The sequence below is a fragment of the Ruminococcus sp. 210702-SL.1.03 genome (assembly GCF_020559915.1).
Taxonomy (GTDB): Bacteria; Bacillota; Clostridia; order Oscillospirales; family Ruminococcaceae; genus YE71.
The window spans coordinates 151,522-166,335 of sequence record NZ_JAJCLZ010000001.1 but is presented as its reverse complement, the minus strand read 5'-3'; the positions used below and the strand labels follow the sequence as shown (position 1 = coordinate 166,335).

Here is a 14,814-nt window from a genome sequence, read left to right as displayed (position 1 = left end):
GAAACCGCAGAGCTTTTTCGCCCTGCGGTTTTTGCTTTTATAAACTTATCTCGATGCCCTGCGAAAGCCTGAACGAGTAGATGTAGCAGGCCTTTACCGGCAGCGGAAGTATCAGGTCGAGCGCCGCCTTGTACAGCTTTAGCTGCACTTTGTACCTCAGCGCTTCTGAGATCTCCGCAAAATTGTCCGTCTTGTAATCAACGAGTATGTACCCCTCGCCGTCCTTGAAAATGCAGTCGCAAACGCCTTGTAACATTCCGTCGGGCGCTATCAGCTCGGGAAACTGCTTGTCAAGCCCCGCGTCGTCCGCGCGCACCATAAACTGCATCTCGCGCCGCACGTCCTCCGAAGCTTTCACGCGGCGGTAAAAATCGCTCTCGAAATATTTCTGCACCGCCTCCGTGTAAACGCCCTTGCTCTCGCGCTCGCTGAAAATGCCTTTCTCCACCAGCCGCTCCAGCTCGACGCTAACGCTCTTTTCGGCGTTCTCGTAGTCCGCCAGCTCCATGAAAAGGTGGGTGTACGTTCCCTTTTCCGCCGCCGTCAGCCGCTTCGCTTCCTCGTCAAGCGTGCCTAGCTGTGGGTAAAACATCGGGTCGGCGTCGCCCTCCTTAGCTCGCCGCAGTTCGCTCACTATCTCGGTAACGGTGCGCTTCGCCGCCGCCAATGCCGTGGCGTTCGGGTATACAAATTCGTACTTTTCGCGCAGAGCCGCCGCCGCGGCAGGGTCGCCCTCGGGCGTTTCAAAGCGCTTTTGCGCAGGCGCATCGCCGCCGTCGGCAGAATATTCGCCCCATAGCGCTTTCAGCCGCACCCCGCTGCCCATAGAAAGATCGCCCGCAATGTCGCCGAGTTCTAACTCTTCCAAAAGCGGACGGTTGCGGTCTGAGATCATTATAACAGCCGCCATCCATTCTTGATAGCTCTTGCAGCCGCGCAGCAGCTTCGCCGAAACGCCGCCTTCGCGCATTATCGAAAGCGCCAAGTTGCTCAGCACCGTAGGCGTGTCGTACTGCGAATTTTTGTTGTGCTTTATCGTTATGGGTATGAAAAGCCGCTCTTTCGCACGCGTCAGCGCAACGTAAAGCAGGCGCAGTTCCTCGCTGAGCTGTTCGCCCTCGGTTATCGACTCCAGCGCAGCGTGTGCGATGGTGCGCACTTTCAGCAGCTTGTCGTGCCGCATATAGTTTATGCCCGCGCCCAGCCGCTCGTTCAGCAGTATCTTCTGCGAAAGGTCAGATCTGTTAAACGATCTGTCGATGTTCGTGAGAAATACGAACGGGTACTCCAGACCCTTCGAGCTGTGTATCGTCTTGACCTCTACGCAGCTGCCGTCCGCCGTCACCGTAAGCGCCTGCGCGAAGTCGCCGCCCGCCGCCGAAAGGCTGTCGAGAAACCGCAGAAATCCCGCTATGCCGCCTGTAGAGTCTTTCTCGTACTCCGCTGCTCTCTGCGTCAGCAGTCGCAGATTTGCACGCCGCTGTGCGCTGTTTTCGTAAATGCTCGCTACCGCGAAAAATCCCGTTTCGTCGTATATCGCCGAGATCAGCGCTTCAAGGCTCATGCTTACCGAGTATGACCTCAGCCGCTTTATCAGCGCGGCGGCGCGGCGGCACTTCTCCTCCAGCACCTCGTCGTTCAGCTCTATCCGCTCCGCTTCTTTCGCGTCCGCGCTCTCGGTCTTTGAGGCGGCGAGTATCATTTGGTAAAGGCGCAAGGGCTTGTCGTCCGCGCGGCTGAGCAGGCGCAGCTTCGCCGTTTCCTCCGCCGTGAAGCTGAATATTGGCGACATCATCACCCCCGCCATCGGCAGGTCTTTCATCGGGTCGTCGATTATTTTCAGCAGGTTCACCATTGTGATTATCTCTTTCGCGCCCATGTAGCCGTCCGTCTGCTCGCTCTGCGCTTTCAGCCCGACGTACTCCAGCGCCGCGGCTATCCTGCGGCAGCCCTCTTTTCCGCGCGAGAGTACGCAGAAATCTCCCGCCGTGCAGGCGCGCGCTTCGTCGCCTTTCCATACCTGCTCGCCGCTCTCGATCATCTGCCGTATCCTGCGCGCTATGCAAAGCTCCTCCTCGCCGAAAATGTAGTATTTCAGCTCCTCGTTCTCCTGCTCAGCCGTGCGTATCAGCATAAGCTCGGTCGGCTTGTCCTCGCCGCCGTAATGCGCGCCGCACCGCAGTTCCTCGTCCTCCGTGTACTCCAATTCGCCAAGCTCTTCGCTCATAAGCGCGCGGAAAACGCTGTTTACAAAGTCGATGACCCCAGCGCGGCTGCGGAAGTTCCTCGTTAGCCGTATCTTGCAGAGCGCGCCCGTTTCGTCTGCGTCAGCCTGCTCGGCAGCTTTTAAAAACAGCCGCGGGTTCGATAGTCTGAAGCGGTATATGGCCTGCTTCACGTCGCCTACTACAAAAATGTTGCTGCCCAGCGCCGCCATGTCCTGCGAGGTCGAAAGCGCGCGGAATATCGTTTCCTGCAAGTTGTTCACGTCTTGGTATTCGTCGATGAGTATGACCTTGTACGCCCCGCTGCGCACTATCTCCTCCGCCAGCGGCGTTCTCCGCGCCTGCCCACTTTCGTTCGTTACCAGCAGCCGCATAGCCATTCGCTCGATGTCCGAAAAGTCAGCTACCCCGCGCTCCAGCTTTATATCGTTCAGTATCCGCTGAAAACGCATGGTCGCTCCGCAGAGCGCCGCGAATATCTCGCCCGCGTGCGCCATAGCCGCGCCGATGTCCCGCCCCATAGCGTGTACGCTCGTCGTCAGCCGCTTTATGCTGTTCTTCATCGTTTCGCGCACCTTTTTTATCTGCTCGAAAACTTCCTGCTGCGCGATTACTTCTTCGGTGCTGAGGTTTTTCTCCGAGGGCTTGCGCATAGTCGCGAATTTTATCCCTTCCAGCGCGTCGTAAAGCAGCTCGTAATCGCCCGCGTTCACCGCCGCCCGCACGCTTTCAAGCGAGTCGAGGTCTGCCGCCGCGGCTTTCAGCGCGCTTTCGCTGTTGCCCAGTTTCAGGCATAGCTGTGCCTCCTGCTGCTGGCAGCGCACGGCTTTGTCCACCGCGCCCTGCACCTCGTACATGAATATCTCCACATCGCGCCGCAGCTTCTCGCCGTCGGTAAAGCCCGCCTGCGTTTTCTCTATCCAGTCTTCAGGAAACGGCAGCGAACATAAGAATTTGTAAAAATCATACACCTGTCTGCTAAGCTCGGTGTCGCTGTTGTTCGTCAGCGCGTCGATGAGCAGCTCAGCCCCCTGCGGGTCTTCGCGGCGCGTTTCCTCCAGAGCCGCCGCCATAGCTTCGTCTGTGATGACAGCCGTCTGCGTGTCGTCCGCCACGCGTATCCCCGCGCGGTAGTCAAATTCGTTCAGGTGGCTCTTCACCAGTTCCAGACAAAATGAGTTTATCGTGCTTATCTTCGCGAGCGATAGCATTTCGCACTGCCGCTCCAGCCAGCGGCGCGCTTCGGGGTCGCTCTCGGCAGCCGTGCGCTCGGTAAGCGCCCCGCGCAGCTTCGTTTTCATTTGGTTCGCCGCGTCTTTTGTGAATGTTACCGCCAGCAACCGCTCGGCAGGGCAGTCGGCGCTGCTGTCTGCCAGCAGGCGCACCGTGCGCTCTATCAGTACGGCAGTTTTTCCGCTTCCCGCAGCCGCAGGCACTACCACTCCGCGGTAGGTAGTTTCTATCGCCCGCTGCTGCTCGTCAGTCCATTTTACCGCCATCAGTTCTCCTCCTTGCCGATCTCTTTTTCTATCTCCTCTAGCGCGCTCTCTAGCTTTTCCTTGTCCGCAGGGCTTACCGCGCGCGGATTTTTCGGGTCAGGCTCGGGGCACATCGACTTGTAATCGCAGTATGTGCAGGGCAGCACGCCGCCTGCTTCAAGCGGGTCTGCCTTTATCTCGCCGCCGTGTATCTTCTCCGCCATCTCGTTGACCTTGTTCAGCGCAAACCGCTCCATAGCTTTCAGCCGCTCTTCGCTTACAGGCTTCGCGGTCGAAGCTCCATGCACCGCGCCTTTCGCCGTCAGTCGGTATATAGTGAAGATGCCCTCGTTGTCCGTGTTAAGCGCGGGCATTATCTCGTCGCCGAGCATTAGTCCGTCCGGCTTGTATTCGCGCGCCCTCGCCAGCGATGTTTTCTCCGCAAGCTTTCCCTCGGCTTCCGCCTTTTCAAGCTCGTAAGGCGTCATTTCCGCTTTCACAAAGCGTATGTGCGAGTACATTATGCCCGCGGGCCGAAGTTCGCCGTATTCGCCGCGCAGACCTGTCGAGGCCGCCAGCAGGTATATCAGCATTTGCAGATCCAGCCCGTGGTATACCTCTTCCGCACGGAAGCTCTGCCTGCCCGTTTTGTAGTCCACTATCCTCAGCCATGTGCCCGCGTCAGACTTGTAAATGTCAGCGCGGTCTATCTTTCCGCGTATCTGTATGCGCGTGTCTGCTAGCCGTATCGCCAGCGCCGACCTGCCGTTCTCATCGGTTAGGTCGTACTCAAAAGCTATCGGCAGGAAAAGCGAACGTTTCATCTCCTCGCGGAAATACGCCGCCATGTACGTCACAGATTTTTTCAGTCGCTCAACCGCAAATTTGAAGGTCAGCGTTTTGCCGAAAGCTCCGCCCATTTCTCGCTCGATGTATTCGTCCGCGCAGGCCGAAACCTCCGCCGCAAGCTGCTCGTCCGTCTTTTTCGTAAAGTTTTCGTCGTAAACTCTCTTGCCGTTTTCCTCGCGGCTCATTATTTTTTCCAGACATTCGTGCGCTATGTTGCCGAAGTATCTCGCGTCCATCTGCACCTTGTCCGTGCCGAAAAGTTTCAGCCCGTGCTTGCAGAAGTACGAGAACGGGCACTTGTAGTAGTCTGAAACGCGCGTTGCCGAGATGTTCAGGTCTTTCGGGAAAAACAGCGTTTTCGCCGTCTGCTGCGATATTTTGTCCGTCCTCTGCGCTGCCGCCATAGCCGCGTACTCCAGCCGCTCGCTGTACTCCGCCGAGCCTTTCAGCGAAAGCCGCACGTTCGCCGCCGCCTGCGTTTTGTCTTTTGAGTGTTGTAAACAACTGTAAAACGCACTGCGGTACGTCGCGCAGTAAAACTCCTGCCCCAGCGCCGAAGCGTTCACCGAAATGTCGTCCTCAAAAAGCTCCGCCGTCATAGCGAAAAGCTGCGACTTTGCGCATGCCGTGCCCGTTCTGTCCGCATTGTGGCAGCAGATGTACAGCCGCTCGCTCGGCGCGGTAACGGCTTCGTAAACGTTCATTCGCTCGCTGTCAAGCTGTACGGCGGGGGAAAAGTCAAGCTCTGCGCCGTCCTTAGCCAGCGCCGCAGTTTCCGCCTCGTTCAGCAGCCCCGAAGCGCTCGCCCCGCGCGGGAAAACGCCGTCGTTCGCGCCGATGATGAAAAGCGCTTTTACTCCCGATATGCGCGATCTTTCCGCGTCCGCGAACCGCACACAGTCCGACCTCTGCGGCGGCGCGGCTATCTTTATGCCGTCCAGCATCAGCCGTATCAGCTCCGAAAATGCTCGCAGGCTTATCTTCTCGCCGCCCATGTCCTCGTATATCGCCTTTATCGCGCCGACTATGCCGAGCCATATCTGCTTGAAAGCGCGCGTTACCTCCAGCTCGTTTTCGTCCGATGCCGCCTTTACCGCCGAGTATATCTGCTTCGACATCTCCATCTCGTCCAGCAGCTCGAAAAGCGCGCGGCATATCTCAGCCGCCGTAGCGTCCTTGCAGGCGGCGCGAAATTTCTCCAGCGGCGTGATGAGCGCGGCGCGCGTTTTTTCAATGGCGGGGTTCTGCGTGGCTTCGGCAAAAGGCACTTTCCACATATTGCCGTCTACGCTCCATTTTATGCAAAATTCTTCCAGATAGTTGGCTTCGTAATCAAATATCGTAGAAAGCGGCGACTTCGCCACCCTCAGCAGATCTTCCGTGCGGTACTCGCGCGTAAGAACCGCCTCAAGCAGGCTCATCAGGTACTTCGCGGGCACAGATGTCAGCGCCGAGGTCTTTGTGTCGATGTAGTAGGGCAGTTCGTACCGCTCCGCCGCGCCGCTCAGCAGCTGCGAATTTTCCTCCAGCCCGCCGCATATCACCGCGATGTCCGCGTACCGCAGCCCCTCTTCGCGCGTCAGCCTGTGTATCTCGGCGCAGACGTACTCCGCTTCCTCGTAAGGGTCGGCGGCGCTCACAAGTTTCACCGCCCCTTGCGAACCGCGCTTTTCGGGGCGGTATTTCCAAAGACTGCCGTTTATGTGCTCCAGCGCGGGCGATCGTCCGCAGCCGCCGCATGGCGTAAGCTTTACCCGCAGATCGCAGTCCCGCGCCGCATCCTCTATCTTCGCGCGCGTGCGCACAGTTTCCGCAAATGGGTCAGAGCCGCCCTCGCTTTCGCCGCATACTAGTGAGAACACCGCGCTTTGGCAGCAGCTCAGCACGCTCTTTACCAGCTCAAATTCGTCCGCCGAAAAGCGCGTGAACGCTTCAAAGAACACGTTTTTGCCCGCAAAAAATCTATTCTCCCGCGCAAGCTTCGCCGCCGCAGCCGACTCGGTAACGCTTCCGCGCAGTCCCGCTTCCTCTAGGGCGGCGTTGTACTCGGCAAATATCAGCGCTAAGTCTTTCAGCTTCGGCGAACCGTTCAGCGTACTCTCGGCGGTGATGTGCAGCGTTTCGGGCGTCGCCCCCGCGTGCGTCAGCGAGCCGAAAAGCGATATGCACTCCGAAACGAACGAGGGTCTTAAAAGCGAACGGCTCAGCATTTCCAGCCTGCCCTCGCCGCGCAGTCTGCTCTGCGCTTTGTACATGGCTATCAGTTTGGCGTTGTCGTCGGCGTTTCCAAGCCTGCTACCGCCCAAAGTACGGCATATCTTCCCGCATAGGCGCGAGATTCCCATAGTCTGCACCGAGTTGAAAAGCCGCGCGCCCATGTATTCGTAAAGTCGCTTGTCAAGCTCAAATGAGTACTGGTCGGGCGTTATCACGAGAGCCCCGCCGCTCTCCGCCGCAGCCTTTACCCGCGAGAAAAATACTTCCTCGCGCAAGCTGTGATTTCTACCGTAAATTATTTCAGGCATAGCGTGTTCTCCTTAATAATGACATAATAACTTTAGAATAATTATATCACGCTGTGCAAAATTTGTCAATCAAAAGTGCCTTCCCGCGCGCATTTTCGTTGACAACCCGCCCGCGTTTGTGGTATACTATTATAAAGAAAACACCGAATAATTTCTTGTTGGAGGATCAAATGTTTGAAACTGAAATAAAACTTCCGCGCGTTATCCTCTGCGCAGTGGATACTGGCGAGTACAACGCCGAAGCTTCTATGAACGAGCTTGCCGAACTTGCGCGCACGGCGGGTGCAGAGGTCGCGGCGCGCGTTGTGCAAAAGCGCCCCGTTATAGATAACGCTACCTGCATAGGTTCGGGCAGACTTGCCGAGCTGAAAGAACTTTGCCAAAATGAAAACGCCGATCAGGTCATCTTCGACTGCGAGCTTACCGCTTCGCAGGTGCGCAATATTGAGGACGTCATCAGCGTTCACACAATAGACCGCACAACGCTGATACTCGATATTTTCGCTCAGCGCGCCGTCACCCGCGAGGGCAGGTTGCAGGTAGAGCTTGCGCAGTATAAATACCGCCTGCCGCGCCTTGCGGGAATGGGCGTTTCGCTTTCGCGTTTGGGCGGCGGTATCGGCACGCGCGGCCCCGGCGAAACCAAGCTCGAAACCGATAAGCGCCATATCCGCTCGCGCATACAAAAGCTCAGCGAGGAGCTTAAAGAGATAGAAAAACGCCGTGGTCTGGCGCGCAGCCACCGTAAGAAAACAGGCGTGCCCGTCTGCGCGGTGGTGGGCTATACAAATGCGGGCAAATCAACGCTTCTCAATACCCTCACCGACGCCGATGTGCTCGCTGAGGACAAGCTTTTCGCTACCCTAGAAACCACATCGCGCGCCGTCACTCTGCCCGACGACCGCGAGATAATAATGGCGGATACCGTAGGGTTTATCAGCCGCCTGCCGCATAATCTCGTCGAAGCGTTCAAGTCTACACTGGAGGAAGCTGCCAACGCCGATGTAATCATCCACCTCTGCGACGCTTCCGACCCCGAATGCCACGAAAAAAGCAATGTCACTCTTAAACTGCTTGAAGAGCTCGGCTGTTCCGATATTCCCGTGATAACCGCTTTTAATAAGTGCGACCTTGTGCCTGAGCTTTGCGAAGCCCTCTCGCACGAGCCGCAGAGCGTGCTTATCTCCGCAAAAAGCGGCGCGGGTACTGATAAGCTGCTCGCCGCCGTTGCCGAAGCGCTTGGCGAGAACTGCGTAAGCGGCCGTTTTCTTTTTCCGTTCGATAAAGGCGGCGTGCTGGCGCGCGTTCGCGAACTGGGCGGCGTGAAAAACGAAGAGTACACCGCCGAGGGCATTGCGGCTGATATTCGTCTGGATAAAAAATACATCGGTCTGCTGGAGCAGGCAGCGAAGCCTCTCAGCGCCGATAAACACGATGAAAAGGTAAGTGAGTAATATGCCGGAACGTCAGCTCAGATGGATGAAGCTGGATAACGCCGCGAAGATATACCCCGCGGCAAGGCGGCGCAATTGGAGCAATATCTTCCGCCTTTCGATAACGCTCGACGAGGATATAGACCCCGTCGTACTGCAAGCCGCGCTCGATGTCACTATAAAGCGCTTTCCCTCGATAGCCGTTCGCGTGCGCACGGGTATGTTTTGGTATTATCTTGAAGAGATAGAAAAAGCGCCGCAGGTGCAGCCCGAGCACGCCTATCCGCTAACGCATATGCCGTTTGACGATATTCGCCGATGCGCTTTCCGCGTGCTGTATTTCCGCGGGCGCATAGCCGTCGAGTTTTTCCACGCGATAGCCGATGGCAACAGCGGTCTGATATTCCTAAAATCCCTTTCCGCCGAGTATTTGGAGCAAAAACGCGGCTTGCAGATACCCTTTGAAAAAGGCGTTTTCGATAGGCGAGAGCCGCCGCGCGAGTGTGAGCTTGCCGACGATTTCCCGAAATACGCAGGCAGGGTCAGCGCGGGCAGGGGAGAGCGCACCGCTTTTCAGCTTACAGGTCTGCCCGAGCAGGGCGGCTATAAGAACATAATAGTCGGCGAGATGAGCGTGAAAGACGTCCTTGACCTCGCGCACGGCTATGGCGTAACGATTACCGAGCTGATAGTTTCGGTGATGATAGCTTCCTTCGCCCGTCTGCAGGACGAGCGCGTGCCGAAACGCCGCCAAAGACCGCTGAAAGTGCTGATACCTACCAACCTGCGGCGTATGTTCCCGAGCGAAACTCTGCGCAATTTCGTGCTCTATATCACCCCCGGCATAGACCCTCAGCTCGGCGATTACAGCTTTGAAGAGATATTGGCAGAGGTGCATCATCAGATGTCGCTGGAGCTTTCGCCAAAGCGCATGGCGGCTCGCATACGCGCCAACGTCAAGATAGAGCAGATGCCGCTGCTGAAAATACTGCCGCTTTTCGTGAAAAATATCGGCATGAAGATAGCCTACGAGCTTACGGGAGAGAAAAAGTCCTGCATCACTATCTCGAACCTCGGCAACATCACCCTGCCCGACGAAATGGCGCGCCACACGCGGCGCTTCGGCTTCACACTCGGCACGCAGGTAACTTCGCCGAACAACTGCGCCGTGCTTTCTTACGGCGGACGGCTGTATATCAGCATGATACGCCGTATAGAAGAGCCTGTGCTTGAGCGCGAATTTTTTACATATCTGCGCAAACTTGGTCTGCATATCACCTTGCGCAGTAATCAGAGAAGGAGCTGAGCAAAATGTATTGTGTAAAATGCGGCGTTGAGCTTGACGACGCTGAGGAGCGCTGCCCGCTCTGCGGAACGCGCGTTTACCATCCCGATATTGAAAGGGGAGAGGGCGAGCCGCTTTTCCCGCGCACTAATGAGAGCGAGGTGCAGACGGTCAGCCGCGGCGGCGCACTTTTTATAATAACGTCTATCTTCGCGCTCGCCGTGCTTCTGTCGCTGGTCTGCAATCTCAGCATAAACCGCGCGGTTACTTGGTCGGGCTTCGTGACGGGTGCTGTCCTGCTCGCGTATATCGTGATAGTCCTGCCGCTCTGGTTCAAAAAGCCGAACCCTGTGATATTCGTCCCCTGCGATTTCGCGGCGGCTGCGGTCTACCTGCTGTATATCGACCTCGCTGTGCATGGCGGCTGGTTCATGACGTTCGCTTTGCCGATAACGGGCGGCGCGGCGCTGATAACTACCGCGGCTGTTACCCTCTGCCGCTGTCTCCGCCGCGGGTATCTGTACATCTTCGGCGGAGTAGTGATACTCAGCGGCGGTTTCGCCGTGCTGGTAGAAAGTATGCTCACGCTGACTTTCGGCGAGCGTATGCGCATAGGCTGGTCGCTCTACCCTCTGGCGGCGTGCACGCTTATAGGATTGTGGCTGCTGATAGTAGCCATCTGCCCGAACCTGCGAAATTCGCTTAAAAAGAAATTTTTTGTTTGATATTCGATAAAAAAACGGAAATGCGCTGATCGTAAAAGTGCATTTCCGTTTTCTTGTTATGCGGTCATTTTGTTGTCTTTATCTTTCAGTTTCTCAAGCTTTTCCTTTGCTTTTTTGCAGGTCAGAGCTACAGTCGTCCCTATGCAGAAAGCCAGAATTATCATAGCGCCGCCGCCAACTACCAGCAGTTTTTTTCTCATTCCGCCATCTCCCTTTCCGATATTATTCTTGTGAGCCTGTTCAGTCGCCGTACTATGTGATCTCCTGTACGGCGGTTTTCTTTTAGAGCCGCGTTCGCGCGGACGATCTCTGCCGAAATGTTTTCGCTTTTTTCAAGCCTTTCCAGTATGCCGCGCCCCTCGCGGTAGCCGTACTCTATCATTTTCGCTACGGAATCTCTCTGAAGGTCAAAGCTGTCTGAGAATATCGGCTTTTCCTGAAGATTGACATACATTATCGGCACGCCGCGGTCATTGCTTTTTTTGCTGATGTATCCGTCGAATTGCAGAGCCAGTATCATGTCCAGTCCACGCATTTTTAAGAGCGGGCGTATAGGCGTGTTGTCAGCAGCCGCGCCGTCGTAGTAGCTTTTGCCGTTTACGGTGACGGAGTGCATTATCGGCGGTACTGCTACGCTGGCTTTCAGAAACCCCGCGCGGTATTGGGGCGGCGTTTTGTCCAGCCGTATGTACTGCGCTTTCTTCTCGCCCGCCGACCAGCATACCGTGCTGAGAAAGCATTTCAGCTCGTCAGAGCGCCCGTGTATGCTTTCAGCTATGCTCATTATCCCGCCGCTTTTCAAAAACTTATCATACATTTTCTTACAGCCCTTGAAGTCCAGCGAGCGCCATATCTCCTCCGCCTGCTCTGATCTTCCCGCGGCGAAAGCGTAGCCGTTGAGCGTGCCTATCGAGGCGGCGGATATGGCTTTTACCTCAAAATGCGCGTTCTCGCTAAGCGCTTTGCAAAAGCCTATCTGATACGCGCCTTTCGCCATTCCGCCCGATAAAACTAAGCCTAAAGTACAGTAGTGATATAGAAGTTTTTCTTCTTTTAATGCAGACTGCGTAACACTTCGGTTAAGCAGTCTTTTTTCCGTGTTTTCCTGTTTCGGCAGTAACTGATGAAACGGCAACATCAAAGCGATAATAAATATCAATCTGCTGTACACGCTTTCCGCTTGTCTTGTCTGCTTCATGCACCACGATTTTTTCAATCAGTTCGTGCATGATCTCAGGTGTAAGCTTTGTGATATGCTCATATTTGTGTACTGCCTTCAGAAATGCAGTCACATCAGAAGCTTGCTTCTCAGCATGAGCGATAATTGTACGAAGCTCTGAAACCGTTTCTTTCAGCATTTTCTGCTCATTCTCATATCCTGCCGACATGACCGTGAATCGTTCATCAGATATTTTACCAAGAACATTGTCCTCATAGAGCCTTGTAAACAGCTTATCCAATTCAGCGATACGCTTTTCAGCCTGTTTTATGGTTTTCTTTGCCTTTGTAAGTTCTGATGATTTTTTCTGAACGGAATGATTCATAGCTGAATTGATGAATTCTTCTTCATTTTCCTTAATGGTTTCAATGAGCTTATTCAGTTCTCCGAGGACAATCTCATTTAGAACACAAGTTCTGATATAATGCACTGTGCATTTATCCTGTTCTTTGGCGTAGGTAGAGCATCTCATGTGTTCCTGTTCGGGACGTTCATTCTTGCGGCGGCTCAAATACATCTTCTCACCGCAGTCAGCACAGTACACCATTCCTGCGAACGGATTGACCGTCTGCATTTTCTGCGGTCTGCGTTTGTTCTTGCGGAGTTCCTGCACTAAGTCAAACTCCTGCTGCGTAATAATAGGCTCTTGTGTGTTCTTAAAAATCTGCCACTCATCCTGCGGATTATAGACAATCTTATGCACCTTGTAAGACTTCATGTGAGTGCGGAAATTGACCGTATGACCGCAATATTCAAGTCTTTCAAGAATGTGACAGATAGTATTTGCTCCCCAACGATGCAGTTTGGCATTATGCCGTCCGTTATCTCTTCCTTGCGACAGAGCATAAGCGGTAGGTGTTGGAATGTCCTGTTCCGTGAGAATACGGGCAATCTGTACCGGACCATATCCCTCAATGCAAAGCCTAAATATTTTGCGGACTACTTCGGCAGCAGTATCATCAATCACCCACAAGTTTTTGTCCGTATCAGACTTTTTATAGCCGTAAACAGGCGGACAGAGGTGTTTGCCTGATTGTCCCTTAGCCTTGAAAACTGCACGGATCTTTTTGGAACAGTCACGAGCATACCAATCGTTGAAAATGTTCTTGAACGCCATAAACTCATTGTCGCCCTTGAAAGTGTCCACGTTGTCGTTGATAGCGATATAACGCACATTGTGATCAGGAAATATAATTTCTACGTATTCGCCTGTTTTAAGATAATCACGTCCAAGTCTGGAGAGATCTTTTGTAATAACAGTTCCTACCTTGCCACTCTCAATATCAGACATCATCGCCTGAAAGCCGTTACGTTCAAATGTTGTGCCTGAAATGCCGTCATCAACGTAGAAAACTATGTTTTTGAACCCATTGTCATCAGCATATTTTTTCAAAATCAATTTTTGATTTGTAATACTGTTGCTCTCACCGTCAATCATATCGTCCTGTGAAAGTCGGCAGTATAAAGCTGTAATCTTGTCTGTCATAATATCCTCACTTTCCGACAGATACAGCAAGCTATGTTATTATTATAGCGCGCTGCACTGCTGATTGCAATACAGTTGCACTAAAAATTTACACAGCCTGCAATTCACAGTCCTGTTGGCTTTCACTGAGGAAACTTTCACATTCACGAATAATAAGTCTTTTCAGAATATCGGAAAGACTTTCCTGAAAATCAGGATTGAATATTGTTTTTACCATATAGGTTGTGTGTCCGATTTTGTATTCAGTATAAGTTGTACTTTCTTTGTTCATAGCGAATTTTTCTCCTTTATCTGAGGGTTTCGCTTTCTCTGTTTATCCCTCGCTTGTGTTCATTGGTCTGTGGTTTTGATATTTTGTAAGTTCGTAAATCTGGTTGTAGTCCATGCCTCGTTTTTTAAACATTTCCATTAATTCATGTTCAGCAGTTACAGCGTTAATAAGTTCCTGTCCCTCTAACCCATAAAGTTCAGAAAGAATATCATAGGTAATCCGCTTGTTTTTCTCAACAAGTTTACGCTTTCGTTCATTGGCTGCCCGGATTGATTTTTCAAGATTTTCAAGTTTTGCATTATTGTCAGTCAAAGTCGCACGCACTTCTTTCACCTCTTTTCGATTCAGCAATAGTGCATTTACATAGTAATATTATAGCGCAGATACATTATTTCTGTCTATTCGCAAGGCGCATAATCTTTCTGTTCCAGTTGACTTTTTCAGTTCGGCATTTTGTATGAGAAAAACAAAAACTGCAAAGCAAATCAATGCTTTACAGTTTTTAGGGATATTTAGTTTATATCAAGGTTGATAAACTGGAATTTGACGAATTAAAGCTTACATATCATAATGTACTCTTCTTCGTTTTCGTCAGTTATTTCAAATCCAACATTCTTGTACATATTAACTGCATAGTTTGTTTTTTGAACGGCAAGTGATGCTTGCTTATATTTTTCTGTTTTCAGTAGATCAATCATTGATTTCATCAAAGCAGTTCCTATTCCATGGTTTCTGTATTCTGGAAATAATGATATTGCAAAAGATGGAGTTTCATTATCAACATGACCATAATCATTCATAATCCGAACCCATACGGCACCCACAATTTTTTTGTCAGACTCTGCAACAAGACAGTAATCTCCACTATGCTTTCCAAAATCTGATATATACACCTGTAGTTCAGGTTTATTAATAATATCTTTTGGGGGTGCTTTGACACCTTCGGGAATAAATATTGCTTCATATAAAAAATCGCTTAATATTTTATATTCAGCCTCTCTTATATTTCTAATCGTATAGTCCATAGATTACCTCTTCAAATCCCGATTTATTGTGAAAAACAAATCGTTTTTTCTTATAAATCATTATACCATATCCATACTGAAAAAGCAACTCCATTTTCATAAAACTGCCGCCCAAACTGCGCAATAACTGCGCCGAGCCAGTTTAGAATATTGACACCGATGATAATTGAGAGCATCACGCAGGAGCGTGAGCGAGAATGACCGCCGACCTAAGCGGCGGAGATTGAAGTCGCATAGCTCCAAATTCGCTGACGGAGCATCGAAAGCCTGAGCGGAAAGAAACGCTCAGGCGA

General features: G+C 52.6%; 11 protein-coding genes. 3 read left to right on the top strand and 8 right to left on the bottom strand.

Going from position 1 to position 14,814, the window contains the following annotated elements; translation table 11 throughout:
* Positions 1-37 precede the first annotated feature (37 nt).
* Positions 38-3,724 (bottom strand): helicase-exonuclease AddAB subunit AddA, encoded by a 3,687-nt coding sequence (gene addA / locus LI114_RS00780; RefSeq protein WP_227218540.1) that lies wholly within the window; start codon positions 3,722-3,724, stop codon positions 38-40.
* Positions 3,724-7,077, bottom strand: a complete 3,354-nt coding sequence (locus tag LI114_RS00775; RefSeq protein ID WP_227218538.1) for a PD-(D/E)XK nuclease family protein — start codon at positions 7,075-7,077, stop codon at positions 3,724-3,726. The genes addA and LI114_RS00775 overlap by 1 nt, the downstream gene beginning before the upstream one ends.
* A gap of 170 nt (positions 7,078-7,247) precedes the next feature.
* On the opposite strand from LI114_RS00775, the gene hflX reads away from it, so the two are divergent.
* Genes hflX through LI114_RS00760 form a run of 3 tightly spaced genes read left to right on the top strand, consistent with a single transcriptional unit; the run spans position 7,248 to position 10,520 of the window.
* Positions 7,248-8,531: a GTPase HflX gene (gene hflX / locus LI114_RS00770; protein ID WP_227218536.1), complete on the top strand. Its 1,284-nt coding sequence runs from the start codon at positions 7,248-7,250 to the stop codon at positions 8,529-8,531.
* A gap of 1 nt (position 8,532) precedes the next feature.
* A complete protein-coding gene (locus LI114_RS00765; RefSeq protein ID WP_227218535.1) occupies positions 8,533-9,816 on the top strand; it encodes an alcohol acetyltransferase in 1,284 nt (427 codons plus the stop codon).
* A 5-nt stretch (positions 9,817-9,821) separates the two neighbouring features.
* On the top strand, positions 9,822-10,520 hold the full coding sequence (locus LI114_RS00760) for a hypothetical protein (RefSeq protein ID WP_227218533.1): 699 nt from the start codon (positions 9,822-9,824) through the stop codon (positions 10,518-10,520).
* Between the two features lie 56 nt (positions 10,521-10,576).
* On the opposite strand, the gene LI114_RS00755 is transcribed toward LI114_RS00760, so the two are convergent.
* The 6 genes from LI114_RS00755 to LI114_RS00730 all read right to left on the bottom strand — a co-directional run bounded on the left by LI114_RS00755 (position 10,577) and on the right by LI114_RS00730 (position 14,521).
* Complete coding sequence (locus LI114_RS00755; RefSeq protein WP_227218531.1) at positions 10,577-10,720, bottom strand: hypothetical protein; 144 nt, start codon at positions 10,718-10,720, stop codon at positions 10,577-10,579.
* On the bottom strand, positions 10,717-11,658 hold the full coding sequence (locus LI114_RS00750; protein ID WP_227218766.1) for a patatin-like phospholipase family protein: 942 nt from the start codon (positions 11,656-11,658) through the stop codon (positions 10,717-10,719). The genes LI114_RS00755 and LI114_RS00750 overlap by 4 nt, the downstream gene beginning before the upstream one ends.
* The gene (locus tag LI114_RS00745; protein ID WP_227218529.1) at positions 11,600-13,225 is read right to left on the bottom strand and encodes a recombinase family protein; all 1,626 of its coding nucleotides are present in this window, start codon (positions 13,223-13,225) and stop codon (positions 11,600-11,602) included. The genes LI114_RS00750 and LI114_RS00745 overlap by 59 nt, the downstream gene beginning before the upstream one ends.
* Before the next feature lie 88 nt (positions 13,226-13,313).
* Positions 13,314-13,496 carry a transposon-encoded TnpW family protein gene (locus LI114_RS00740; RefSeq protein WP_117957124.1) on the bottom strand — a complete coding sequence of 61 codons (183 nt, stop codon included), beginning with the start codon at positions 13,494-13,496 and terminating at the stop codon, positions 13,314-13,316.
* A gap of 42 nt (positions 13,497-13,538) precedes the next feature.
* Complete coding sequence (locus LI114_RS00735; protein WP_227218527.1) at positions 13,539-13,808, bottom strand: hypothetical protein; 270 nt, start codon at positions 13,806-13,808, stop codon at positions 13,539-13,541.
* Between the two features lie 239 nt (positions 13,809-14,047).
* Positions 14,048-14,521, bottom strand: coding sequence for a GNAT family N-acetyltransferase (locus tag LI114_RS00730; protein ID WP_227218525.1), 474 nt, complete (start codon positions 14,519-14,521; stop codon positions 14,048-14,050).
* Positions 14,522-14,814 lie beyond the last annotated feature (293 nt).